Below are 25,641 nucleotides of genomic sequence, written 5' to 3' on the forward strand. Positions count from 1 at the left end.
GCTGGCAGTGAACGGGAGCACACGCAAGCGTGGTTAATGCCGAGTTGCAGGCCGATTTGCGCGAGGAAGCCCGAAGGCTGGGTTTCGCCGCCTGTGGCTTTGCGTCCGCCGCGCCCGATCCGCGCCGTGCCGCGCGGCTGGAGGAATTTCTCGGCCATGGCCGTCACGGCTCGATGCAATGGATGGAGGACCGCAAGCAGCAGCGGGCCTCGCCGCAGGGTCTATGGCCCGATGCGAAGAGCGTACTTGCGCTCGGCATGAGCTATGCGCCCGATGTCGATCCGCTGGCCTTGGCATGCGATAGCGAGAAAGCGCGCATTTCGGTCTATGCGCATGGGCGGGATTATCACGATGTGGTCAAGAAGGCGCTCAAGGCCCTTGCTCGATGGCTGATCGAACGAGCGCCGAACAGCGAGCTGAAGGTGTTCGTCGATACCGCGCCGGTGATGGAAAAACCGCTGGGCGAAGCGGCCGGGATCGGCTGGCAGGGCAAGCATACCAATCTGGTGAGCCGCGAACATGGGAGCTGGCTTTTCCTGGGGGCCATCTACTCGACGCTCGAATTCGTGCCCGATGCGCCGGGCACGGACCGATGCGGTTCGTGCCGCGCCTGCCAGGACGCCTGTCCCACCGATGCCTTTCCGTCGCCCTACCGGCTCGATGCGCGGCGCTGCATTTCCTACCTCACGATCGAACACAAGGGACCAATCCCGGAAGAATTCCGCGCTGCCCTGGGGAATCGGATCTATGGCTGCGACGATTGCCTGGCGGTTTGCCCGTGGAACAAATTCGCCGAAACGGCCCATCGGCACGCCAAGCTTACCCCGCGCGAGGAACTGCTGGCACCCGACCTCGCCACATTCCTGCAATTCGACGATGCGGGCTTTCGCCAGTTCTTTTCCGGTTCGCCGATCAAGCGGATCGGGCGCAACCGGTTCGTGCGCAACTGCCTCTATGCGGCCGGTAACAGCGGTTCCGCCGCGCTCGAGCCATTTGTAGCCCGCCTGTGTACCGACGATGATCCCGCAGTCGCCGAAGCGGCTGCCTGGGCGCTGGCGCGGCTCAGCGCATCTCCTTGAGCGGGATGTCGCTGTCCGCCAGCAATCCGGGATCGATCTCGGCGCGGTCCACGACGAGCTTGCGACCCTGAACGTAATCCTTGACGCTGTTCACACAGTCGAGCGCGATCACCCGGCCTTCCTTCAGATAGATCACGCTGAATTTCTTCGCTTCCGGGTCGCCCCGCAGCACGGTCGCGTCGTGACCGGTCGCGATGCCCACCGTCTGCAACTTCAGATCGTACTGGTTCGACCAGAACCACGGCACCGCATCGTAATCCTGCTTGTCGCCCATGATCGCCTTGACCGCGCAGCTTGCCATGTCGTTGGCATTCTGCACCGATTCGAGGCGGATGACCTTGTTTTCCGCATAGGGATTGGCGTGGCTCGCGCAGTCGCCGATGGCATAGATGTCGTCCAGCGTGGTGCGCCCGTATGTGTCGACGTCGACCCCGTTCGAGCCTGCTGCCCCGGCGGCGATCAGCGGGCCGACCGAGGGGACGATGCCGATACCGGCAATGATCACATCGCAGGCGATCTTTTCGCCGCTGTCGGTCAATACCCCGGTGACGCGGCCATTCTCGCCTTCGATCGTCTCGACACCGGTAGACAGACGTAGATCGACGCCCTGCTGGCGATGGTAGGCGGCATAGTAATCGGACAGTTCCGGACCGGCCACGCGCGCCAGCACGCGATCGAGCATTTCGACAACCGTGACCTCGCAGCCAAGCTTGCGCAGGACCGCAGCCGCTTCGAGCCCGATATAGCCCGCCCCGACAATGACCGCACGTTTCGCCCCCGCAGCAAGCTCTTCCTTGAGCAGGTCCACGTCGCGCCGCGTGCGGATATAGTGGATACCCGCATAATCGCTTCCCGGGCAGGACAGGCGCCGGGCATCGCCGCCTCCGGCCCAGATCAGCTTGCGATAGGCAATGCGCGTATCGTCGGACAGGGCGAGTTCGTGCGCCAAGGGATCGACTTCGTTGACATTGCGGCCGAGGCGCAGCTCGATACCCTTGTCGGCCCAGAACTGTTCGGGGCGTATCTGGATGCGTTCGAAGGGCTTTTCGCCGGCGAGATATTCCTTCGAGAGCGGCGGACGCTCATAGGGAGGATTGCGGTCCCGGCTGACCATGAGGATCGAGCCCTCATGGCCATTCTGTCTCAGCGCGATGGCTGCCTGGGCACCGCCATGCCCGGACCCCACGATAACAACGTCGAACTTTTCCATGGCCACGCTGGCTGGCGTGAAATTGTCATCCGGTCAAGCGTACCGGCTACCGCCCGAGCAGATTGCGAGCCATGCTGGCGATCTGTGCCAGCATGGCCGGCGCCACCGGAGACTGGCCCTGTGCCCGTGCAACCATGGCGCGGAAGCCATGCACGGCGGCAGACTGTTCCTCGGCCCATTTGGCAACGATTCCCGGCATGTCCTTCTTGGCATCCTTGCGCCGCGCGAGACGGCGCAACAGCTCCAGCCGCATCTGTTGAAAATCGCGTGCAAGGCCAGACACGAGCAGGCGTTCCCACACATCGGAGGGGCTCATGAGCGCTGCCGTCGACTGTGCCCAGTCGAGCCCGAGCCGGTGACCGACTTCGGTAAAGGCTTCGGTCAGCCCGATCGGCGGAATGCCGGTTTCGCTGGCCAGTTTGGCAAGGCCAACCGCCCCGTCGAGATCGTAGAGATGCGCGACCCGCGCGGCCAGCGGCTCCGGCGCACCGGCCGCTACGAGCTGTTCACGCAGGCGGTCCGACTGCTGACGCGATTCGGCGGACAAAAGCTCGCCCGTCGCGTCGGCCAGCTTCGCGACTCCCTTGCCGATTTCGGCAACAAGCGCGCTGGGATCGACCTTGCCCCCCGACGTCCGAAGCACATCCGACATCAGATTGCCCGTGGCCGCGGCGATCCGGTCGAACATCATCAGGCGCGCCTTTTCGGGCATGTCCGCGACATCGACCGTGTCCCACAAGTCGGGCAGGCCGAACAGTTCCTCGACCGCGACGAAAGCGGCTGCGACCTCGCACAGTTCCGCGCCTTCCTCTTCGGAAAGCTCGAAGGGATAGATCATACCGAGACGGTTGACGATGCGGTTGGCCAATTTGGTCGCGATGATCTCGCGGCGCAGTTGGTGCCCTGCAATCTGCGCCTTGAACTTCTTGCGCATCGGTTCGGGAAAAGCTTCGAACAGCGTATCTTCGAGCAGTGTGTCCGCAGCAAGGCCGCCCCGTTCGACGGCATCCTGCAACACCAGTTTCGACGAGGACAGCAACACGGCCAGTTCCGGGCGAGTCAGGCCCTGCCCATCGGCAGCACGCCGTTGCAGCGTCTGGTCGTCGGCCAGGCCTTCGGTTCGCCGGTCGAGATTCCCGCCCGCCTCGAGCGTTTCGATGAGATGGCGCTGCGACGCCATAGCGCTTGCTCCGCCAATCTCGGCGATCGAGAGAGCCAGTGCCTGCAGTCGGTTGTCTTCCAGGACAATCCGGCCGACTTCGTCGGTCATCGATTCGAGCAGGGCGACGCGTTTGGGTTCGGACAGTTTGCCTGCGCGTTGCGCAGCCGCCAGCGCGATCTTGATATTGACCTCGTTGTCCGAGCAGTCGACGCCGGCGGAATTGTCGATGAAGTCGGTGTTCGATCGACCGCCGACTTGGGCGAATTCAATGCGCCCAGCCTGCGTGATGCCGAGATTGGCCCCTTCGCCAATAACTTTCGCGCGCACGTCCCTGCCATCCACGCGCAACGCGTCATTGGCTGGGTCGCCGACCTGCACGTTGTTTTCGTGGCTCGCCTTGATGTAGGTGCCGATGCCGCCGAACCAGATCAGGTCGACCGGCGCCTTCAGAATGGCCGAAATCAGCGCCTCGGGCTCGATCTCCGATTGATCGATGCCGAGCTTGGCCTGCACCGCCTTGGTAAGCTTGATGCTCTTCGCATCGCGCGCGAACACGCCGCCCCCCTTGGAAATCAGCTTGCTATCGTAATCCTCCCAGCTCGACCGGGGCATATCGAACAAGCGCTTGCGTTCTTTCCAGCTTGCCGCCGGGTCGGGATCGGGATCGAGGAAGATGTGGCGGTGGTCGAAAGCCGCGACCAGTTTGATCGCCTTGGATAGCAGCATCCCGTTGCCGAAAACGTCGCCCGACATGTCGCCGCAGCCAACGACTTCGACGCTGTCGCTCTGCACGTCCACGCCCATTTCGAGGAAATGGCGCTGGACGCTGACCCAGGCACCCTTGGCGGTGATGCCCATGGCCTTGTGATCGTATCCTTTCGAGCCGCCCGAGGCGAAGGCGTCGTCGAGCCAGAAGTCCCTCGATTTCGCGATTGCATTGGCGACGTCGGAAAAGGTTGCCGTACCCTTGTCGGCGGCGACCACGAAATAAGGATCCTCGCCATCGGTGATGACGACGTTTTCCGGATGCACAACCTTATCGTCGACGATGTTGTCGGTGACCGAGAGCAGCGTGCGGATGAACGTCTCGTAACTTGCGCGTCCCTCGGCCGCCCAGCCTTCGCGATCGATGGCGGGGTTGGGGAGTTGCTTGGGATAGAACCCGCCTTTCGCCCCGGTCGGCACGATCACCGCGTTCTTGACGCGCTGGGCTTTCATAAGGCCCAGGATTTCCGTGCGGAAGTCGTCGCGTCGGTCGGACCAGCGCAAGCCGCCGCGCGCGACCGGGCCGCTGCGCAGATGGATGCCTTCGACGCGGCGCGAATAGACGAAGATTTCGCGATAGGGAATTGGCTTGGGCAGGCCCGGAACCCTGGCGGAATCGATCTTGATCGCAAGCGCTTCGCCTGCGGCGGGTGCGAAAGCGTTGGTGCGCAGGATCGCGTCGATCAGCGCGTTATACAGGCGCAGCAGGCGATCGTCATTGATCGCCTTGACCTTGGCTAGGCCCCGCTTGATCGCGTTGCGCGCGTCCCCGACCGCCTTGTCGCGCCCGCTGCCGAAATCGGGATCGTGACGCGCGGTAAACAGCGCGATCAACGCCCGGGTTACATCGGGCGCCGCCGCGAGAGCGTCGACCACCGTATAAATCGTGAAACCCATGCCGACTTGCCGGAGGTAACGGTAGAAGGCGCGCAGCCAATTGGCTTCGCGCGCGGACAGGCCGGCTTCGGGCACCAGGCGGTTGAAGGGGTCGTTTTCCGCTCCGCCGTTGAGTACGGAGGCGATCGCCTCCTCGATCGCATCCGACCGATCGATCAGCGCTTTGGGATCGGCCCCCGGCTTCAGATCGAGCAGGAAGTCGTGGATCGTACCTAACCGCCCTTCGTCGAGCACGGTCGGCATTTCGGACCGCACGTAGAAACCGAAATCCTCGAGCGCGGGTACGCCTTCAGAAAGCGGCAGGCTGCCTTCGGACTGGTATAGTTTGAGCCGCAGGCAGCCATCGATTTCGCGCTCGCAAAAATACATCCGCGCGCCCCGCACGACTTCCTCGCTTTCGAGGCTGGCGCCGAGATCGTGCAGCCGAGATATATCGAGCGCAGCCTCGCGAGGGCCGAACCGGCCGCGAAAGCCGGTCGGGAAATGCTCGGCGAAGCGCATGGCCAGGCCGGCCGCGCGCGATGGTTCTTCCCGTGTGCCGAGCTCCGCCTCGACCGCTTCGCTCCAGCCGCGCAGCAGCGTCTGCATCTGCTGTTCCAGCCGGTCCTCGTCCGGTATCGTGTCGCCATCGCGAATGTCGAAGACGAACCGGATCGTGGCGAGATTGCCGCCCTCGACCTCCAGGCTCCAGTCGAGCAGGCGCGCCGCTGCAGCCTCTTCCAGCAGTGCCTGGATCTCCATCCGGACCTGCGTTGCCACCATGTCGCGCGGCAGCCAGACAAAGGCGAAAAGGTGCCGGGCAAGCGGAGCCTCGACCAGGGCAAGCCGGGGACGAGGGCGGTCGACCAGGCTCATCATCGTGGTCGCGACGCGTTCGACATCGCTTTCGGAAAAACCGATCAGCAGATCGTGCGGCAGCGTCGTCAAAGCATGGACCAGAGCCTTGCCCGCATGGCCGGTATCGTCGAAGCCGTGGCGCTCGCGCAGAGTCTCGAGTTCGCGGCGCAAGCGCGGGACATTGCGCGGCGGCGCGGCGAGCGCGGCGCTTGTCCACACGCCCGCATGGACCGAAAGTGCGTTGGTTTCGCCGCCCTCCTGGATCGGCACGATGAGCAGATCGAGCGGCACGCGGCGGTGCACATTGCTGAGGTGGTTAGCCTTGATTATCAAGGGGCGGCGCCTGTTGTCCTTCTTCGCGAACCACGCGAAAGCACGTTCGTAGGAAGCTTCCGCGAGGAGTTCCCGCGCGCTTTTGCGGCAGATCCCGAGCTGGTCGTGCTGCGTACCGTCGCGATGGCGCGTGACGTGGCCGAGCTGGGTCAGCATGCCCGAATTGAGCCAGTCGAGCAGGTCCGCGCCTTCTTCGTCCGTGTTGCGGATGCGATCGGCATCCTGCGTCATCGCCTGCTGCAGCTTGGGCCAGTCGCTGACCGCCGCTCGCACGTCGGCGAGGGTTTCCTTGAGGCTTTCCTGCAACTGGCGGCGCGTCTTCGCATCGACGCGGGCCGCCTCGATATAGATCATCGATTCCCAATAGGCATCGTCGGGATCGTTATCGGGAATGCCGGTCAGCTTCCCCTTGTCGTCGCGTTCGACGGGAATGACCGGATGCACCAGCCGGTCGATGGACAGGCCCAGCGCGGCGATGGTCGCAGCCACCGAATCGACGATAAAGGGCATGTCGTCATTGACGATCGCAATGCGCGTGAGGCGGCGTTCGTCGCTGATGCTCTCGATCGCCATGGACGAGCGACCGAAAGTGCGATCCGCCGCCAGGGCGCCTACGAAGGACGCCGCATCGGCAAGCCTTGCCTTGTCGAAGGGCGTATCGCCTTTCAGCAGCGACTGGCGCATTCTTTCGGTGATGGCGTTCTGGAGCTTCTTGGGAAGCGCGGCAGTCTTCGAACCCATAAGGGGCCTCTCTCCTTGCGGCGCATGATCGTTTCCGCGCCGCGAAATATCCGAGTCGTGTGCGCCACGACCTGCGCGCCGCGCCTAGGCCTGTTGGAGACGGCTCGCAAGGTGGTGCCGTCGAGAATTTGCAATTGCAAGCCTATGATGCGGTGAAACGCGGTGCCGTTACGGCATGCTCATGCGCGGAGCCGGTTCATGGCCAGCGCGAGCGAGCGGCATCGCGCCTCCGGATCGAACATGCTGCCGCCGAAGATGACCTCGTCCGCTTCCGTGCGTCCAACGAAGGCCTTTACCGCCTGCGCTGCCTGTTCCGGGGTGCCTATGGCGCTGGCCTGCCCGATATGCGCCAGCATCGCCTGTGCGGGTGCGGGCAATCGGTCGCGATAGCCGCGCACTGGCGGGGGCAGCTTGCCCGGCGTGCCCGAGCGCAGGGCCACGAAAGCCTGGAGCTGGGAGGAAGCGAGATACTCGGCCTCTTCCTCGGTGTCGGCGACGAACAGGTTCATCGCGGCCATTACATGCGGTTTTTCCCAATCTTCGGACGGCTGAAAATCGCGCCGATAGAGCTCGAGCGCGGCGTCCAGGTGATCGGGCGCGAAATGGCTGGCGAAGGCATAGGGCATGCCTAGCTGCGCGGCGAGCCGGGCACCGAAGAGGCTGGACCCCAGCATCCAGAACTCGGGCTTCGCGCCAAGCCCCGGAGTGGGGTGAATGGCCGTATCGCCTGCCATAAGTGCCATGAGTTCGGTCACGTCCTGCGGGAACATTTCGGCGGCGCGATGAAGATCCTTGCGCAAGGCGCGCTGAAGTTCCGGCCCCGCTCCGGGCGCCCGCCCGAGGCCCAGGTCCACCCGACCGGGAAACAGCGCGTCGAGCGTGCCGAACTGTTCGGCGATCTGGAAAGGCGTGTGGTTGGGCAACATGATTCCGCCCGACCCGATGCGGATGGTGGATGTCGCATTGCCGATATGCGCAAGCACGACCGAGGTCGCCCCGCCGGCAATCCCCGCCATCGCATGATGCTCGGCCACCCAGAAGCGCTTGCAGCCGTTGTCTTCCGCGGTTCGGGCAAGCTCGGTGGCCGCCTCGAGCGCCTCGCCGACGCTCCCTCCCTCGCGCACCGGAACCAGATCGAGTACGGAAAAATCAGTCATGATCGGAGCTGTTCCAGATAGCCGCGCGCACGCTTGGCCTCGTCGCTTTCTGGCGCGACTAGCAGTACCGATTCGAAGCTGCGCCGGGCCTCCTGCTCGCGCCCCGACAGCGCGGCAATCACGCCTGCTTCGAGGCCCACGGCGGGATCCCGCGGCGCCAGCAGCGCTGCCTGTGCGATCTGTTCACGCGCTTCGCCCAGACGCTCCAGCCGCCGGGACAATGTGGCCGAAAGCAGCCATGCGCGGGCATTGGCAGGGTCGTTTCCACGCGCCTTTTCCAGCGTAGCAACGGCTTCGTCATTGCGCTCGAGGGCCACCAGGGCGCGGGCGCGGTCGATCAGGACGCTGGCGAGAAGAGGCGCATCGTCCGCTTGGGTGGCAAGGGTGACAGCGCGGTCGAAAGCAATGTCGGCGATCGCTGGCTGGCCCTGGGCCATCGCCGCGTTGCCGGACATGGCCGCGAGGCGCGACTGGTAGGCTGGGGCACCCAGCGGGACTTCGTCGATCGCCAGATCGAACGCTCTTTGTGCCTCGGCGAATTCGCCCTCGCGAGCGAAGGCGATGCCCAGGCAATGAGCCGATTGGGCCAGTTCGAGCTGGGTAGCCGCCGCTTCGCGCCACATCTGTGCGTAATCCCTGGCGGCTTCGGCATCGCCGCGCGCCAGATTTACGCAATCGGCAAGCTTTCCCTGGGCCGATGATGCGGGATCGGCCCGGTCCCGTGCCTGCGGCCGTTCTGGCCGATCCCGCAGTTCGTCGGGCAGGCCGGGGAAAGCATCGATGGACGGATTCGGGCCGACCTGCATCAGCAGCAGGGCAAGGGCGGAGGCGATCATGCAGAACCTTTCGAGAGCGCGTCGACGGTGCGCAGCAGCAAAGCGATGTCCTGCTCGCGCGACAGACGGTGGTCGCCATCCTTTATCAGCGTGACCTGTACGTCGTCCGAACGCAGCTTTCCGGCAAGACGCATGCTGATTTCCCAAGGCACATCCGCATCGCGCTGGCCGTGAATCAGGCGGACGGGCGCATCAATGGTGATCTCGCCGCCAAGCAGCACTTGCGCCTGCGCGTCGGTAAAGAACCGGGGGTGCATGGGGGTGGGGTCGGGACCGTAGGGGTTCTCGTCATACACGATCTCGCCGCCGGCCAGTTTCGCCTTGTCGTTCTCCGAACGCCCCCATTCGGTGAAATCGGGCGCCGCAGCGATGCCGACAAGCCCGGCCAGCCGATCGCCCAATGCCATCCCCAGAAGCAGTATCAGCCAACCGCCCATCGAGGACCCGACAAGGATGACTTGGCCATCGAGTTTCGCCTCAATCAGGGCGAGCGCCTCGTCGCGCCATTTCGACAGCGTGCCGTCCGCAAAGTCGCCCTCGCTTTCGCCGCAGCCCGAATAGTCGAGCAGCAGGCAGGGGCGCCCTTGCTTGCGCGCCCAGTCGAACAGCGCAGTCGCCTTGCCGCCTGCCATGTCGGACATATAGCCGGGCAGGAACACCAGCGCGGGGCCATTGCCACGGATATGGCGGAAAGCGAGGCGCCGCCCATCGGGCAGCTCGAAATGCTTGGTGTCGAACATGGCGCCCGATGTCGCGCCCCGGCCTCGCGAATGCAAGGCCTAGAAGAGGTCGAATGTCTCCACGTCCGGATCCTCTTCACACATGGATTTCAGGGCGGCGAACTCTTCGGGAGTCAGGACCGGCGTATAGCGCGCATCACCATCCGCCGCGTCGCGATAGGCTTCGGCGCGCTCGCCCGAGGAGGGATGGCTTGCAAGCCAGCCCGCCAGGGCCGGTGCGTCGGCGCTGTCGCCATACTCCTCCGACATTCTCTCGAAGAAACCTGCCGCGCCCAGCGGCGAGATGTTGCTGTCCGCCATGCGCGCGCGGGCGTAATCGTCGGCTTCGCGTTCGGCGTCGCGCGAATAACCCATCGAGGCGAGCCCGAATACGCCGTTGGTAACGCTCGAGTCCGCCCCAGCCAGCAGGATCGACAGGCCGAATTGCCTGAGAAGCGCGGTCATCACATGCCGTTCGCGCACATGCCCGACCTCGTGGGCGAGCACGCCTGCCAGTTCCTCGGGGCTTTCGGCTTGCTGGACCAGCCCGTCGAACAGCAGCACCTGGCCGCCCGGCAGCGCAACGGCATTGACCATTCCCATATTCGCGATGCCCGCACGCACCTTTTCTTCTGCCGGGTCCACTTTCGCGAGCAGCTTGGCGAGCGCGGCGTCGCCTTCGGGCGTGTGGCAGATGCGCCCGCCGAAATCGCCGACCATGGCCTCCCCGATATTGCGCTCCCAGCTTGCCGGGATACGCGGGCCGAGCCAGTCGGGTGCCGTCATGAAAAGCGCCACCGCAGCCGCGCTGACGACACCGAAAATCGCTACGGCCTTGCCCAGGCCCAGCCGGTCGACCCAGGCGCCGTATTCGCTCTTCGCGGGGAGCCGCACGGCCAGGCCGGGGGGAATGTCTTCGGGCAGGATCAGCCGGAAGTCGGGCACGCTGTCGCGCCGGTAGACGATCTTGCCTGGGCGCGTTTCGCCAAAGCGCAGATCGGTCGCCGCGAAGCTCTGACGATCCGTGGGGCCATCGAGCATGAAGGCGCCGCACCCGTCCCAGCTCAGCTCGCCCGAATGTCGCACCGCATTGATACCATCGTACCATTCGGCGGCAACTTCGAACGCCTCTCCCATCGGGTCAGATCGCGCCCATGTCGAAGGCATCGAGCAGGCCTTCGCCATGCTTCGCGGTCCTGGTCTCCGATTGGGTGAGTTCGTCGAGCAGGATTTCACCGCCCGCTTCGAGATGTGTCATGAAGAACTTCCAGTGGCGATAGGACAGGAAGATCAGGCCGATCCCGAAAGTGAACACCACCAGTACGGCATCGACCACCAGCAGCTTCACCCAGTCGAGCGTCGAGGCTTCGAAGCTGAAGTGGAGATCGCGCCAGCGTGTCGCACCCACGACCTCGCGATAGAACTTGGCGTAGAAGGCCACGGCGATCAGGCCGAGCCCGAGATAAAAGAACAGGACCAGGCCGAGAATGCCAACCACGCCGCCGACCCTCATTCCGTCCTCGCCGCCAATGCCATAGCCCGCCAGCATACCCATTCCGGCCATGATCATACCGCCCACGAACAGCACGAAGGGCGCGAGGTAGAACAGCAGGAAACGGACGAAAACTCCTCCGGCTGCGGCATTCGATTCGAAGCGAAAGGGGCCGAAGCTCATTGCGTTCCAGCGCTCGTTCCACAGGCTGGTCATCGACCAGGGGATGAGCAGGCCGAGCGGGATCCAGCCTGCAATCGTCTTCCACATGTAGGACAGGCCGAAGAGAAACCCGCCATCGTCGCTCCCGCCGCGAATGCCGCGCCAGCGCGTGCGCGAAAGGCGGTAGCGCAGGCCCCGGAACCGCGCGACGCCCAACAGGTAGAAGATTGCCGTCAGCGCCACGAAAGTCAGGCCGACGCCCAGCGCTTCATAGCCGCGGGCGACCAGCGCCTGAGCAATGAAGGTGAGGAAGACATAGGGGATACCGAACAGCACGAAGACCATGAGGAAGCCGAGAAACAGCTCCATTCCCGTGCCCGCCCATTCGAGATGCTCGTCGACGAACCGCGTGCGCGACCACAGATAGCGGCGCTCGCGCGCAGTCGCCCAGAACCGGTAGATGCCCAGAGTGACGATCGTCAGCAGCAAGTTGGGGAAGGCGATCTTCGCGAAATCGCGCCAATTCCCCTCGAAAACGAAGGCACTATTCGTGCCCTCCATGTCCTGCGCCCCATGCATGATAGAAAAACCCTTCGATCCCTGTATCGCTCTGGTCGTGGATCGAAGGGACGGTGTCAATCGGCGGTGGGTTTTTCTTCGCGCAGGAAGATTTCTTCGATGGCCAGGCCGAATACGTCGGCGATGCGAAAGGCAAGCGGGAGGGACGGGTCGTAGCGCCCGGTCTCGATCGCATTGACGCTCTGGCGCGAGACGGCGAGCCGCGTGGCGAGGTCCTGCTGGCTCCAGTCGCGCTCGGCGCGGAGCACCTTGAGGCGGTTCTTCATGCGCCGCGTACCTTCTGCCAGAGCTGGGCCATGCCGAGACCCAGCGCCCAGACCGGCAACACCCACCAGGCCCAGACATGCGGGACCAGCTCGAACATCTCGAGGAACCCCCAGAAGATGCCGATGGCAAGCACGAAGCCCAGGGCGACGAGCGATGCCATAATCGTGCGATGGCGTAAGTACTCGTCGCGTTCCTCCGCGATATAGCGGGCCATCGCCCAGATGATCCCGAAGGTCGGGAGGGTCGGCAGCAGCGAAATCGCGAAGACGAGCGGTCTCGACAGCTCATAACCGTTCCATAGCGTTACCGCGATGCCGAGGCCGAGCACGTAGCCGAAGCTGCTTAGCAAGACCCGCCGGTTGTAGGTCGCCATGGCCGCGCTGGTGCAGGCACCGGCGCGCCGCATCGGGATCATGAGCGCGCCCGTGGCAATGGCCAGCAGGATGAAGCCGGTCGGCCCGTCGATGGCGTCGGTCAGCTTGAGGGCGCCGATCACTCCGACGCTGGCCAGATAGATGCCAACCCAGAACCCTTGCGAACGGGTCGAGGCGATCGGTTCACCGCCGCTCATGCTCGGATCTTTCCGCAGGGCACGCAGGGGCGCTGCGTCAAGATCGAGATGGCGGCGAGGGCAGGCAGGGCGATTACGCCGTATCTGGCCACATCCTGCGGCACGAGCCCGAATGCGCCGAACACCGCGAAGGCGATGATCCCGGCGGCCCAGATGAGAGCTTGCTTGGTCCTGGTCATGGCAATGATCCTTTCCTTGGTGTAAAGCAACATTTACACAGGCCTCTAGGTCATGTCAAGTATACTTTCCAAAATATCGCTATCGCTTTCCGCGCGCTCGATTTCCCTTGTCTCTATAGCGTCATCGGGAGCAGGCAGGCGGGGGAGAGAGGAGACGCCCATGATCGCTACCGAACCGCCTGCCGCCGCCGGCATCCCCGCGCTTGATCGCCGCAGCCTGCTGAAGGGGGGCATGCTTGGCGCAGGGCTGGTCGGCGCACCGCTATCGGCTCAGTTGAACTCCGGCGCGTCGGGATTCACGCACGGCATTGCCAGTGGCGAGCCCGGGCCGGACCGCGTCCTGCTGTGGACGCGCTACGCCGCTACGCAGGATACGCGTCTCGACTTCCAGGTCAGCGATTCGATAGATTTTGCCACTGCGGCGTCGGGCGGTTCGGTTACCGCCAGTGCAGACCATGACTGGTGCTGCAAGGCCTGGGCCGAGGGGCTCGAACCGGGCCGCTGGTACTATTACCGCTTTACCGCGCCCGACGGATCGCATTCCGACATCGGGCGGACCAGAACGCTGCCGGTCGGGAAAACCGACACGTTTCGTATGGCGGTCTTCTCCTGCTCCAACATCGGCTTCGGCTGGTTCAACGCCTATGCCCATGCCGCGGCCGATGGCGGATTCGATTGCGCCCTGCATCTGGGCGATTATTTCTACGAATACGGGCCCGGCACCTATCCTTCGAACGCGGAAGCCCAGCCGGGCCGCATTCTGTTTCCGGCGAGCGAAACCGTCGCTCTCTCCGATTACCGCCTGCGCTATGCGACCTATCGTGCGGATGCCGATCTGCGGAGATTGCATCAATTGTATCCGATGATTTCGGGCTGGGACGACCACGAGAGCAGCAATGATTCCTGGGAAGGGGGCGCGCAGAACCACCAGCCTGACACCGAAGGCGAATGGTCGGTTCGCAAGGCCTCCGCCGCCAGGGCCTATCGCGAATGGATGCCCGTATCCGACGAACCCTGGGCAGCTTACGAGATCGGCGATCTGGCCACTCTCTTCCGCCTCGAAACCCGCCTGACCGCGCGTGCCGAGCAGTTCTCGATCGGCAAGATCCTTGCGGGAAAAACCTCACCCGAGGACGCGATGGCCGCGCTCGTCGCCTTCCGCGATGGCGACTATCGCGATACCGGGCGAGAGTTGCTCGGAATGCAGCAACAGGGCTGGCTGGCCGAAGGGCTCAAGCGGTCCGCTGCGGCGGGCAAGCCGTGGCAGGTGCTCGTCCAGCAGGTGCTGATGGGGCGGCTCGCCAGCGCGACGAGCCTGACCGACAATCTTCCCGGCGACCTGCCCGATTTCGTCCGCCAGCGTATTCTCGCAGGCGCCATGGCAAGCCGCGCCGAATTGCCGCTCAACATGGATGCCTGGGATGGCTACCCCGCTGCGCGCGGGCGCGTGTTCGAGGCGGCTCTGGCGGCCAATGCAAACCTGGTCAGCCTGGCAGGCGACACGCATAATGCCTGGGCGTTCGATCTCGACCATGGGGGCGAAAAGGTCGGCGTCGAATTCGGCGGCCAGTCGGTCACCTCGCCCGGATTCGAAACTTATCTCACCCATCTCGACCCGCGCGATGTGGAGCGGGCGATTGTCGCCCAAAACCGCCAACTCAAATGGATGGACGGATCGCATCGCGGCTACATGGCAGTCGAACTCACGCCCGGCAGCGCGTCGAGCGAATACCGCTTCCTTTCGAGCGTGCGCGAAAAGGGCGCCGGTGTCGTATCGACCAAGCGTATCACCACGCTCGCGGGAAGCCGCACGCTCGACGTGGGTTGAGAAACCGACCGGCGCCCGCTATCTCGCAGCCCATGGCGCATATGCGGATCATAGCCACGACTACTACCACCCCGGGCCACCGGGGGCGGTCGGTCGCGGCATAAGCGATCCACCGCCGCCCGGTTTCGGGCGGTTGGCGTTTCCCCCGAAATCGCAAAATCTTCGCAAACGCCGCTTCAAGGCTAAGCGCGCCTGTGCCATGGCGCCCGCCAAGCAAACGGACGACGAGTGACATGACGGAACTGCTCAAGATCAGCCTGCCCGATGGATCGGTGCGCGAAATGGAACGTGGCAGCACGCCTGCCGATGTCGCTGCCGCGATCGGTCCCGGCCTCGCCAAGGCCGCCATCGCTGCGCGCGTCGACGGTGAATTGCGCGACATCAATCGCCCCTTCGATGGCGATGCCGAACTGGCGCTGATCACGAGCCGCGACGAGGAAGATGCGCTCGAGCTTGCACGCCACGATTTTGCCCATGTGCTTGCCGAAGCGGTGCAGGCGCTGTGGCCGGGCACGCAGATCACTTTCGGTCCGGCGACGGATGACGGCTTCTATTACGACGTGAAGGCCCCCGAAGGCCGCGAGCCGTTCAGCATGGATGATCTCCCGGCAATCGAGGAGGAAATGCGCCGCATCATCAAGGCCGACAAGCCTCTGCGCCGCGAAGTGTGGAGCCGCCAGCAGTTGATCGACAAGTGGGAAGCCGAAGGCGAGACCTTCAAGGCCGAATGGGCCAAGGAACTGCCCGAGGATGAGGAGCTGACGGTTTACTGGTCGGGCGAGGACTGGCTCGATATGTGCCGCGGCCCGCACCTGCCCAGCACGGGCAAGCTCGACCCGCAGGCCTTCAAGCTGATGCGCGTTGCCGGGGCGTACTGGCGCGGCGACCAGAAGAATGCGCAGCTCACGCGCATCTACGGCACGGGCTGGCTCAACAAGAAGCAGCTCAACGCCCACCTCCACCGGCTGGAAGAGGCGGCCAAGCGCGACCATCGCAAGCTGGGCCGCGAGATGGACCTGTTCCATCTGCAGGAAGAGGCGCATGGCAGCGTGTTCTGGCATCCCAAGGGCTATCGCATCTGGCGCGAGCTGGAGGCCTATATGCGCCGCAAGATGGATGGCGGCGGCTACCGCGAGATCAAGACGCCGCAGCTGATGGATGTGCGCCAGTGGGAGCAGTCGGGCCACTGGGGCAAATATGCCGAAAACATGTTCGCCGTGCCCGATATCGTCCCCGAGGTCGAAGGGCTGGGCGACGATAATGGCGGCAAGGGAGCCAATCCGCAGGTCGCCGACGATGCCGACTGGATGGCGATCAAGCCGATGAACTGCCCGGCCCACGTGCTGGTCTTCAAGCAGGGCATCACCTCTTATCGCGACCTGCCGATCCGGCTGGGCGAGATGGGCTGCTGCCATCGCAACGAACCGCATGGCGCGCTCCACGGCTTGATGCGCGTGCGCCAGTTCACGCAGGACGATGCGCATATCTTCTGCACCGAGGACCAGGTGGTCGAGGAGGTTCGCGCCTTCTGCAAACTGGCGGACGAGGTCTATTCGGACTTCGGCTTCAAATACGAGATCAAGCTGGCGCTGCGTCCCGAGAAGCGGCTTGGGTCGGACGCGGATTGGGACCGTGCGGAACAGGAATTGCGCGATGCGGTGGCCGAAGCGGGCATGGACAATGAGGGCTACGGCTGGGAGGAACTGCCCGGCGAAGGCGCCTTCTATGCGCCCAAGCTCGAATGGCACCTGACCGATGCGATCGGCCGCACCTGGCAGGTCGGCACGATCCAGGGCGACCGCGTGCTGCCCGAACGGCTCGATGCGAGCTATATCGGCGAGGACGGCGAGAAGCACCGCCCGGTCATGCTGCACCGTGCAATTTTCGGGTCCTACGAGCGCTTCATCGGCATCCTGATCGAACACTTCGCCGGCCGCCTTCCCGTGTGGCTCGCCCCGGTGCAGGCGGTGGTCGCGACGATCGTTTCGGACGCCGACGACTATGCCAAGGAAGCGGTCGCCAAGCTGCAAGCCGCGGGCATCCGCGTCGAAAGCGATCTCAGGAACGAGAAGATCAACTACAAGGTGCGCGAACACAGTCTTGCCAAGGTTCCGCACCTGTTGGTGGTGGGCAAACGCGAGGCAGAGGAAGGCACCGTGGCGGTTCGCACGCTGGGCGAGAAGGAGCAGCGCGTGATGAGCCTCGACGAGGCGATCGCCATGCTCAAGGATGGCGCGACCCCGCCCGATCTGCGCGAAGGCTAGGGCAACCCCGTGGACCTTCTCGCAGGGTATGGCGGGGCGGCCATCGTCGCCGCGCTGGTGGCGGCTTTCGTATCGGCCTTCGTGCGCGGGCTGACCGGCTTCGGCATGGCCATCCTCCTGGTGCCGATCCTCGCCCTGGCGCTGTCACCGATGGAAGCCGTACTGCTGACGAATTTCCTGTCGGTGTTCATCGGCATGTCGGAAATCCAGCGCTTGCTGCGCAGTGCGGAAAAATCGGCGTGGATCATTATTGCGCTGGTCGCGGTGTCGACCCCGGTCGGGTTGTATATCCTCAGCATCACCGCGCCCGCCCTTGCGCGCGTGGTGATCGCCTTTATCGCGCTGTCGGCCTTCGCGGCCGTTCTGCTCCCGCGCCGCGGCGCTTTGGATCATCATCCCGCGACAACCGGCGGGGTCGGTGTGTTGAGCGGCTTGATGACCGGATATGCGGGAATGCCCGGCCCGCCGGTCGTCCCCTATTACGTGGGTCGCGATATTCCGCGTGAAACCGCCAAATCATCGATGCTGCTTATCTTTACTTGCGCATCGACCACGGGATTGGTGAGCGGGACGGCCATGGGCGTGCTCGACTGGACGCTGGCTGTGCTGGCCATTCTGCTGTTTCCGGCGATTCTGCTCGGCAATTGGCTCGGCAACAAGGCTTCCGGACGCATAGCGGACCGGACCTGGCGCATCTGCGTGGGTGCGGTGTTGGGCGGTGCCGCGATTGCAGCGCTCTGGAAGGCTTTCGGCTAACCGCTCAGAACGGCAGCACCGGTCCGGCGAGAGCCAGTGCGAGGCCGCAGCCGCAAACGATTAGCGTTCGCGCGATGTCTGCCACCGGGTGCGGAGTGAGGTGAGCGCGAGTGAGAGCGGTAGCCTTAGCCATGCACGCATTGTCTGCTCCAAGCCCTAATGAATCGTTAAGGACACCATCCGGCGGACGGCATTTGCTGGCTGGCGCAGTGGAAGCCGCCGCCGCCCGCCAAGACCGCATCGCCCGGCAGGCCGATGGTGGCGCGTTCGGGGAAGAGTTCGGCGATGGCGGCGACGCCTTCCTCGTCATGCGGGCTGCCGAAGGTCGGGACCACGACGAGATGGCTGGTGATGGCGAAATTGGCGTAGCTGGCGGGTTCGATGTGATCGCCGCTGGTGATACGGCCGGGCGAGGGGATTTCCTTCACCGTCACCCCCGCCTCCTCGGCGCGGTGCCTGGCATCGGCATAGATCGCCGCATTGGGATCGGCGGTGCCGGTCGCCCGCGGCAGGCACAGCGTATTGGCGGCGACGAAGCGGCCGAGATTGTCGACATGACCGTCCGTGTGATCGTTGATCAATCCATCGCCCAGCCAGAGCACCCGGGTAAAGCCGAGATCGCGCATCAGGCGCTCTTCGATCTCCTCGCGCGAAAGCTGCGGGTTCCGGTTGGGGTTGAGCAGGCATTGCTCGGTCGTGACGACGAGGCCGGTGCCGTCGCCGTCGATCGCTCCGCCTTCGAGAATCCAGTCGGCCGTTTTTAGCGGAAGGTCCGAATCCCTGGCGAGTTCGGCGCCGATCGTCTGGTCACCTTTCATCAGATATTTTCCGCCCCAGCCGTTGAAGCCGAAACGCCGCGCAGCGCGATTGCCCTGGCCGTCGCACAACACCAGCGGTCCGGTATCGCGCAGCCAGATGTCGCCATAGGCGCGGCGCTCCAGCTTCACGCTGCCGGTCACAAGCTGGCTTGCGCGCGCCTCGTTGGCCGCATCGCGCACCAGCAGGCGGACCTGCTGCCCGCTTTCGGCCACGGCATTGGCGAAACCCGCGATCTGCTCCTGCGCGCGGCCGAGCACGCCCGGCCATTCCTGCGCATCATGCGGAAAGCCGATCCACAACCAGTCCTGCGGCGCCCATTCGGGCGGCATCTTGAAGGGCATGGATCGGCTCTCCAGCTCGCGAATCAGGCAGGTGCGCAGCCAGCACCCTCGGTGGCGCAGTTCTCGTCTCGCGTGCCCTTGAACTCGTCGCCCTCGTTCCAGTTCGGCCAGCTGGTCGAATCAGCCAGCATGCGGCCAATGCGATAGAACAGCGCAAGATCGCTCATCACACCCGACCAATCCCAGTTCGGATCGTATTCGTCCTTGGGTCCGTGATAGCGGTTTTCGCGATAGTCGGCTGCAACCGCCGCGCCTGCTTCGGTGCCACCTTCGACAAGGTCTTCGCCGCCATCGAGATAGAGCATCGGCACGCCGCGCTTGGCGAAGGCGAAGTGATCCGAGCGGTAATAATAACCCGCTTCGGGATTGGGATTGGGCGTCGTCACGCGGTCGTCGTTCATCAGCGCCTTGTCGAGGAACAGGTCGAGCTGCGACTTGCCCGGCCCGACAACGGTCACATCCTTGGCCGTACCGGCCATCAGGAAGGCGTCCATGTTAATGCCGCCCACCGTCTGGTTGAGCGGGAAAACCGGGTTCGCGGCGTAATAATCCGCACCCAGCAGGCCCGATTCCTCCGCCGTCACGGCGAGAAAGACGAGGCTGCGCTTGGTCGGCCCCGCCTTGGCATGGGCTTCGGCCAGCGCGACCAGGGCCGCAGTCCCGGTCGCATTGTCGACCGCGCCGTTGCAGATATCGTCGCCATCGGGAGCGGGCGTGCAGCGGCCGAGATGGTCCCAATGCGCCGTATGCATGACATATTCGTCTGCGCGTTCGCTGCCCGGCAGCATGCCGATCACGTTTTGCGAGGCAAAGGTGCGGATATCGTTCGAGAAGCTGGTCGACGCGGTGAGGCCCAGCGGGACGGCTGCGAAGTTCTTTTCACGGGCGGCGGCCATCAGTTCGTCGAGGTCCTGGCCTGCTGCCGCCAGAATTTCGCGCGCCTTTTCCTTCTGTACCCAGCCATTGACTTGCGTCATCGGGGGCGGATTGTCGCCGCGCGAGGCATAGGCCTGCGGGCCGGACCAGCTTGATTCGACGACGTTCCAGCCATAGCTGGCCGGTTCGGTATCGTGGATGATGATGGCGCCCGCCGCACCCTGTTTGGCGGCTTCCTCATATTTATAGGTCCAGCGGCCGTAATAGGTCATGGCCTTGCCGTTGAAGGGGCCTTCGAGCGTCTCGGTCCCGTAATCGGGGTCGTTGACCAGGATGACCGCGGTCTTGCCCGTCATGTCCACGCCTTCATAGTCGTTCCAGCCCTTCTCGGGCGCATTGACGCCGTAGCCGACGAAGACCAGCTCGCTGTTCTCGAGAGCGGTTTCGGCATCCTCGCGATAGGTCACGCCGACCCAGTCGGTGCTGTAGGCGAGTTGCATGTCGCCATCCTCGCCACCGGAAATGGTCAGCGGGGCATAATCCCTGCCGGTAATTTCGACCAGTGGCACATCCTGGACCCAACTTCCCTCATTGCCCGGCTGGAGGCCGGCCTTCTCGAACTCCTCGATCAGATAGGCGACGGTCTTTTCCTCGCCCGCAGTGCCGGGCGCACGGCCTTCGAACTCATCGGATGAAAGCCGTTCGGTCACGCGTTTCATTGTCTCTTCGGAGATCGTTCCGTCGGCGACGTCGGGCAGGTCGAGCGCGTCGGTGCCGTTGTCGACTTGGCCGAGATCCTGGCAGGCGGTGAGCAGCAGTGCCGAACAGGCGGCAAGTGCAAGGCGTTTCATGGGGGATCCTCTCTGGCGTCCTATTCCTCTGCGGGCGCTTCTAGTCGGCGGTAAGGGGCAAGGGCAAGCTTGCACGCGCGCTCGTGCAGCGGCAGGGACGTGATCGATGTCAGCCGACTGGACCTCAGCGCTCGCCCGCGCTCGCGAAAACGCTCCCTTTCTCGCGCGTGCGCTGGATCGACGGCCAGATCTGGCGGAGTTGCTGGCCGCTGGCGAGGGGGAACAAGCCTTGCTTGCCGCCAAGCAGGTAGAGGCAGCCGATATTCCGACGGCCCTGCGCCGCGAAAGGCTCGGCCTGGCGCTTGTGCTGGCGGTGGGCGATCTGGCGGGCGCTTTCGATCTGTACAAGGTCATGCGCGAATTATCGTTCTTTGCCGACCGTGCGCTGCATGATGCCATCGGGGCGGCTATTCTTCGGCGCGTGCCGGATGCGGAGCCTGCCGGCATGATCGGCCTGGCCCTGGGCAAGCATGGTGCGGGCGAATTGAACTATTCTTCCGACATCGATCCGATCCTGCTTTACGAGCCGGAAACGCTTGCGCGGCGCGAACGCGACGAACCGGGCGAGGCAGCGCAGCGCTATGCGCGGGAGATCGTGCGGTTATTGTCGGAAGTGACCGCCGAGGGTTATGTCTTTCGCGTAGATCTGCGGCTGCGGCCCGCATCGGAAGTCTCGCCGCTGGCGATCCCGCTCGATGCCGCGATCACGCATTACGAAAGTTCGGCGCTGGCATGGGAACGCGCGGCGTTCATTCGCGCGCGGGCCTGCGCGGGAGACATAGCGTCGGGCGAGGCCTTTCTCGACCATATCCGCCCCTTCGTCTGGCGGCGCAGCCTGGATTTCGGAGCGATCGACGAGGTTCGGCGACTGACACACCGTATTCGAGACGAGCAAAGCGGCCCGCCCGTGCCCGAGCCCGGTTACAACCTCAAGCTGGGCCGGGGCGGTATTCGCGAAATCGAATTCTTCGCCCAGACACATCAATTGATTCATGGCGGGCGCGATCCGGCCTTGCGAGTTCGGGCCACGCGCAAGACACTCGACGCTCTGGCGGTAACGGGACGCATCTCGCAAGACGATGCCCAGGCGCTTGGCGAAAGCTATGATGGTCTGCGCACGATCGAACACCGGTTGCAGATGGTCGGCGACCAGCAGACTCATTCGCTGCCCTCGGGCGAAGCGCTGGACACTGTCGCTCGGCTTCACGGGCTTGCCGATGGCGCAGCCTTGGTCGAGCATGTGCGAGACCTTGCCCGCCCGGTCGCCGAGCGCTTCGATGCGTTGCTCGATGAAGACAGGATATCCGTTCCCAGGGGCGCACCGCATGTCGTGGCCGAAGAGGAGCATGCGCCGCAAGTGCCCGCGGATATCGCCGAGCGGGTGGCGGGCTGGACGGATGGAAAGTACCAGGCACTGCGCAGCAGTGCAGCGCTTGGGGCTTTCGAGGCGATCAGGCCCGATCTGCTCTCGTCGATCGCTACTTCCCCCGATCCCGATGCCGCCCTGGTCCGCTGGGAAAGCCTGATCTCTCGCCTGCCCAGCGCCATCAACCTCTTCCGCCTGCTCGAGGCGCGGCCTGGCCTGTTCGCCCTGATCGCCGATTGTCTGACGCTCGCTCCGCCGCTGGCCGAGGAACTGTCGCGGCGCGCCGATTTGCTCGATGCGCTGATCGATCGCACCGCGCTCGACCTTCCGGGAAGTGTCGACGAACTGGCGGCGCGCATGAGCCGACGCGAGCGCGGCGACGATTACGAAATGCGGCTCGACCGGCTGCGGGTGGTAACCGGTGAAATGCGGTTCGCGCTTGGCGTCCAGCTCATCGAGGCGGCTCATGATCCGCTGGCGATCGCAGCGGGCCTTTCGCGCACGGCCGAGGCCGCGCTGCGGGTCGCGCTGGATGCGGCCGAGGAGGAATTCGCATCCAAGCACGGGCGGATCGCGGGCAGCGAACTGGCGATCCTGGGCCTCGGGCGGCTGGGCGGCGGCGTGCTCACCCACGCCTCCGATCTCGACATCATCTATCTATTCACCGGCACGCATGAGAGGGAATCCGACGGGCCGCGCCCCTTGGGCGCCACGCTCTACTTCAACCGGCTCGCCCAACGCGTCACGGCCGCGCTGAGCGTGCCGACCGCTCAGGGAGCGCTTTACGAGGTCGACACCCGATTGCGACCGCAGGGCAATCAGGGACCGCTGGCAGTCAGTGTCGAGAGTTTCGCCCGTTACCAGCGCGAAGATGCCTGGACCTGGGAGCATATGGCGCTAACCCGGGCGCGCGTGCTCGCCGCCAGCGAAACGGCGCGCGAGGATATCGATCAGGTTGTGGCGTCGATCCTGTCGCGCGAACGCGATCCGGAAAGGCTCCGCACCGATCTGATAAAGATGCGTCGCGAAATGGCCGATCACAAACCGGCCAAAGGTCCGCTCGACGCCAAATTGTTGCGCGGGGGATTGGTCGATATCGAGTTTCTCGTACATTTCCTTCAACTGCGCGATCGCGAGGCAGTAACACCCGATCTCGGCCTGGCGATTGACACCCTCGTCAAGGCAGGCCGCTTTTCCGATACGATCGCCGGGGCGCACGACTTGATGACGCGGCTGCTGGTCGGTACCCGGCTGCTGGCTCCCGATCTCGATCGCCCCAATCCGGCGGCAGCCTCGCTGCTGGCGCGGCAAAGCGGGTGCGAGGATTATGCGTGCCTGATCGAACGGTTGGGTGCCGCCCGCGCTGACGTTGCGGCAGCCTGGCAGGATATCTACGGCGAAACTTTGGAGTTGGACGAATGACCAAGAGCTATGGCGAAGGTGATGCCTTCCCCGATTTTTCGATGGAAACCCCTGAGGGCGGCACGGTTACGAAGGCCGATCTTGCGGGAAAGAAAGCGGTGATCTTCTTCTATCCCAAGGATAATACGCCCGGCTGCACCACCGAAGCGAAGGATTTTACCGCGCTCAAATCGGAATTCGACAAGGCCGAGACTGCCCTGCTTGGCGTCAGCAAGGATTCGGCCAAGAAGCATCAGAACTTCATCGCCAAGCACGACCTCACGGTCGATCTCGCCACCGATGCACAGGACGGCGGCCTGTCCGACGAACTCGGCGTCTGGGCCGAGAAGAAGATGTACGGGAAGACCTTCATGGGCATGGTCCGCTCGACCTATCTCCTGGGCGAAGACGGTACGATCCTGCGGATCTGGCCCAAGGTGAAGGTCAAGGGGCACGCCGAGGAAGTGCTCGAAGCCGTTCGTTCGGTATGACGGCGGCGCGTCGCTCCGTCGCGACCGCGATCCGCGATGCACTGCTCACCGGGGATGCACGGGGCAAGGTGTTCGCCGCGCGGCAGGTGGCGCGCGACTGGCGGCTTGGGCGGCTGGATTTCGTTTTCGATGTCGCCATGCCCGATCGCCCGGCATGGCCCGCCGCGCTCGAACTTCTGCCGCCGGGCCTAATGCCCCGGCGCGGGAAAATGGGGTCGCAGCGTAACCGCATCGCGCTTTGGCATGCTCTCGCGCATATCGAATTCGTCGCGATCGACCTCGCGCTCGACATGGCGGGCCGCTTCGGCGAATCGATGGGCGAAACCTTCGTGTCGGACTTCCTCGCAGTGGCGGCCGACGAAGCGATGCACTTCGCGCTGATCGCCCGCAAACTCGATTCGCTCGGCAGCAGCTATGGAGCGTTGCCTGCGCACGATGGGCTGTGGAGCGCGGCGCAGGATACCGCGCACGATGCCGCCGCGCGGCTCGCGATCGTTCCCATGGTTCTCGAGGCGCGCGGCCTCGACGTCACGCCTGCAACCCTCGAAAGGGTAAGGGCGCAAGGCGATGAAAACGGGGCGAAAATTCTCCAGCGAATCCTTGACGACGAAATTCGCCATGTCGCTGCGGGCTCCAAGCATTTTCACGCTGTCTGCGCGGCGCACGGCGGAAACCCACGGGAATCGTGGCAGAAATTGGTCCAAATCCATTTTTCGGGAGAGCTGAAAGGGCCGTTCAACGACTCAGCGCGTTTGGCAGGCGGCCTGCCGCGCGACTTCTACGCGGCTATTGCCTGATTAACTTTTTCACTCATAACCCATACTCACGAGACGCCGGGGGGTTCCGGCAGTGACTTTAAAAACTGGCAAAGCGGCACGGGACGCCGGATTTGTCAGGGATCAAAAAGGCGCGACAAAGCGCCGGATGGACGGGTTAGCATGAATAACAAGCGCATTACGCTTGTCCTCGCATCGGTCGCAGCAGCTTTCGGCATCGCCGCGGCACCGGCCCATGCGCAGGAAACCAACACTGCCGCCGTCGGCGCTATCGACATGAGCAAGGTTGCGACGCCCGGACGGGGCGGCGACGATGCGCAGTTCCAGCAGCTCTTCGCGCAGTGGGACAAGCTCGATCGCTCGACGCCCGTCGCTGCGAGCGTTTCGGTGCCCTCGCGCATGCCGCTCGACAACACGGTCCTCACCAGCGACTACGGCATGCGCACGCATCCGGTGCTGGGTGGCCGCCGCAGCCACAAGGGCGTGGACCTCGCCGCGCCGACCGGCACGCCGATCTACGCCACCGCCGATGGTTATGTCAGCAAGGCGCAGTGGTTCTCGAGCTACGGCAAATATGTCTCGATCGAACACGGGGCCAATCTGCAGACCCGCTTCGCGCATATGTCGCGCATCGCGGTCGAAGCCGGGACGCGCGTCAAGAAGGGCGATATCATCGGTTATGTCGGTTCGACCGGCCGTTCGACCGGCCCGCACCTGCATTACGAAGTCCGCATCGATGGCAAGGCCGTGAACCCGGTTCCCTATATGGTCGAATCGGAAGCGCAGCGCGCCTTCGCGCTCGCGACCGGCACTGGCGGCCAGGGCGACGGCGACGAAAACTGAGTCAATCGGCCCATCGGGCTTCGCAAAAAGGGCGGTGGGAGAA

General features: G+C 64.3%; 21 protein-coding genes. 8 read left to right on the forward strand and 13 right to left on the reverse strand.

Translation table 11 applies throughout. The annotated features are described in order from the left end of the window. Window positions 1–29 precede the first annotated feature (29 nt). Complete coding sequence (gene queG / locus MUY37_RS01055) at window positions 30–1,079, forward strand: tRNA epoxyqueuosine(34) reductase QueG (protein ID WP_499193633.1); 1,050 nt, start codon at window positions 30–32, stop codon at window positions 1,077–1,079. Here the strand turns inward: queG and MUY37_RS01060 are convergent. The 10 genes from MUY37_RS01060 to MUY37_RS01105 all read right to left on the reverse strand — a co-directional run bounded on the left by MUY37_RS01060 (window position 1,063) and on the right by MUY37_RS01105 (window position 12,986). Beyond that, window positions 1,063–2,289: an NAD(P)/FAD-dependent oxidoreductase gene (locus MUY37_RS01060; protein WP_499193634.1), complete on the reverse strand. Its 1,227-nt coding sequence runs from the start codon at window positions 2,287–2,289 to the stop codon at window positions 1,063–1,065. The genes queG and MUY37_RS01060 overlap by 17 nt on opposite strands. A 46-nt stretch (window positions 2,290–2,335) precedes the next feature. After that, window positions 2,336–7,024, reverse strand: coding sequence for an NAD-glutamate dehydrogenase (locus MUY37_RS01065; RefSeq protein WP_499193635.1), 4,689 nt, complete (start codon window positions 7,022–7,024; stop codon window positions 2,336–2,338). 179 nt (window positions 7,025–7,203) lie between these two features. Beyond that, window positions 7,204–8,181, reverse strand: coding sequence for an LLM class flavin-dependent oxidoreductase (locus MUY37_RS01070; RefSeq protein ID WP_499193636.1), 978 nt, complete (start codon window positions 8,179–8,181; stop codon window positions 7,204–7,206). Next, window positions 8,178–9,017: a tetratricopeptide repeat protein gene (locus MUY37_RS01075; RefSeq protein WP_499193637.1), complete on the reverse strand. Its 840-nt coding sequence runs from the start codon at window positions 9,015–9,017 to the stop codon at window positions 8,178–8,180. Before MUY37_RS01075 ends, MUY37_RS01070 begins: the two co-directional genes overlap by 4 nt. Continuing rightward, window positions 9,014–9,757, reverse strand: coding sequence for an alpha/beta fold hydrolase (locus MUY37_RS01080; protein ID WP_499193638.1), 744 nt, complete (start codon window positions 9,755–9,757; stop codon window positions 9,014–9,016). Before MUY37_RS01080 ends, MUY37_RS01075 begins: the two co-directional genes overlap by 4 nt. 39 nt (window positions 9,758–9,796) lie before the next feature. Then, a complete protein-coding gene (locus MUY37_RS01085) occupies window positions 9,797–10,903 on the reverse strand; it encodes a M48 family metallopeptidase (RefSeq protein ID WP_499193639.1) in 1,107 nt (368 codons plus the stop codon). Then, complete coding sequence (locus MUY37_RS01090; RefSeq protein WP_499193640.1) at window positions 10,878–11,951, reverse strand: YjgN family protein; 1,074 nt, start codon at window positions 11,949–11,951, stop codon at window positions 10,878–10,880. The genes MUY37_RS01085 and MUY37_RS01090 overlap by 26 nt, the downstream gene beginning before the upstream one ends. A gap of 74 nt (window positions 11,952–12,025) precedes the next feature. Continuing rightward, window positions 12,026–12,235, reverse strand: coding sequence for a helix-turn-helix transcriptional regulator (locus MUY37_RS01095; RefSeq protein WP_499193641.1), 210 nt, complete (start codon window positions 12,233–12,235; stop codon window positions 12,026–12,028). Further along, window positions 12,232–12,807, reverse strand: a complete 576-nt coding sequence (locus tag MUY37_RS01100) for a hypothetical protein (protein WP_499193642.1) — start codon at window positions 12,805–12,807, stop codon at window positions 12,232–12,234. The genes MUY37_RS01095 and MUY37_RS01100 overlap by 4 nt, the downstream gene beginning before the upstream one ends. Next, entirely contained in the window at window positions 12,804–12,986 is a 183-nt protein-coding gene (locus MUY37_RS01105; protein WP_499193643.1) for a hypothetical protein, read from the reverse strand. Before MUY37_RS01105 ends, MUY37_RS01100 begins: the two co-directional genes overlap by 4 nt. 160 nt (window positions 12,987–13,146) lie before the next feature. On the opposite strand from MUY37_RS01105, the gene MUY37_RS01110 reads away from it, so the two are divergent. From MUY37_RS01110 to MUY37_RS01120, 3 genes are all read left to right on the forward strand, one after another. Next, complete coding sequence (locus tag MUY37_RS01110; RefSeq protein WP_499193644.1) at window positions 13,147–14,814, forward strand: alkaline phosphatase D family protein; 1,668 nt, start codon at window positions 13,147–13,149, stop codon at window positions 14,812–14,814. 233 nt (window positions 14,815–15,047) lie between these two features. After that, window positions 15,048–17,078: a threonine--tRNA ligase gene (thrS, locus tag MUY37_RS01115; RefSeq protein ID WP_499193645.1), complete on the forward strand. Its 2,031-nt coding sequence runs from the start codon at window positions 15,048–15,050 to the stop codon at window positions 17,076–17,078. 9 nt (window positions 17,079–17,087) lie between these two features. Beyond that, window positions 17,088–17,834, forward strand: coding sequence for a sulfite exporter TauE/SafE family protein (locus tag MUY37_RS01120; protein ID WP_499193646.1), 747 nt, complete (start codon window positions 17,088–17,090; stop codon window positions 17,832–17,834). 4 nt (window positions 17,835–17,838) lie between these two features. Here the strand turns inward: MUY37_RS01120 and MUY37_RS01125 are convergent, their stop codons facing one another. The 3 genes from MUY37_RS01125 to MUY37_RS01135 are packed head-to-tail and all read right to left on the reverse strand — an operon-like array spanning window position 17,839 to window position 20,721. Next, window positions 17,839–17,967: a hypothetical protein gene (locus MUY37_RS01125; protein ID WP_499193647.1), complete on the reverse strand. Its 129-nt coding sequence runs from the start codon at window positions 17,965–17,967 to the stop codon at window positions 17,839–17,841. Window positions 17,968–18,001: 34 nt separating this feature from the next. Continuing rightward, window positions 18,002–18,994, reverse strand: a complete 993-nt coding sequence (locus MUY37_RS01130; RefSeq protein WP_499193648.1) for an agmatine deiminase family protein — start codon at window positions 18,992–18,994, stop codon at window positions 18,002–18,004. 23 nt (window positions 18,995–19,017) lie between these two features. Then, window positions 19,018–20,721, reverse strand: coding sequence for a M28 family metallopeptidase (locus MUY37_RS01135; RefSeq protein WP_499193649.1), 1,704 nt, complete (start codon window positions 20,719–20,721; stop codon window positions 19,018–19,020). Between the two features lie 106 nt (window positions 20,722–20,827). On the opposite strand from MUY37_RS01135, the gene MUY37_RS01140 reads away from it, so the two are divergent. The 4 genes from MUY37_RS01140 to MUY37_RS01155 all read left to right on the forward strand — a co-directional run bounded on the left by MUY37_RS01140 (window position 20,828) and on the right by MUY37_RS01155 (window position 25,598). After that, window positions 20,828–23,509, forward strand: coding sequence for a bifunctional [glutamine synthetase] adenylyltransferase/[glutamine synthetase]-adenylyl-L-tyrosine phosphorylase (locus MUY37_RS01140; RefSeq protein WP_499193650.1), 2,682 nt, complete (start codon window positions 20,828–20,830; stop codon window positions 23,507–23,509). Next, complete coding sequence (locus tag MUY37_RS01145; protein WP_499193651.1) at window positions 23,506–23,979, forward strand: peroxiredoxin; 474 nt, start codon at window positions 23,506–23,508, stop codon at window positions 23,977–23,979. Before MUY37_RS01140 ends, MUY37_RS01145 begins: the two co-directional genes overlap by 4 nt. Next, window positions 23,976–24,776 (forward strand): ferritin-like domain-containing protein, encoded by an 801-nt coding sequence (locus MUY37_RS01150; RefSeq protein WP_499193652.1) that lies wholly within the window; start codon window positions 23,976–23,978, stop codon window positions 24,774–24,776. Before MUY37_RS01145 ends, MUY37_RS01150 begins: the two co-directional genes overlap by 4 nt. 141 nt (window positions 24,777–24,917) lie before the next feature. Then, the gene (locus MUY37_RS01155) at window positions 24,918–25,598 is read left to right on the forward strand and encodes a M23 family metallopeptidase (protein WP_499193653.1); all 681 of its coding nucleotides are present in this window, start codon (window positions 24,918–24,920) and stop codon (window positions 25,596–25,598) included. The last annotated feature ends 43 nt before the right edge of the window (window positions 25,599–25,641 follow it).

Origin of the sequence: Qipengyuania sp. ABI-127-1 (assembly GCA_022953095.1) — a bacterium.
In the GTDB taxonomy this organism is placed as follows: domain Bacteria; phylum Pseudomonadota; class Alphaproteobacteria; order Sphingomonadales; family Sphingomonadaceae; genus Qipengyuania.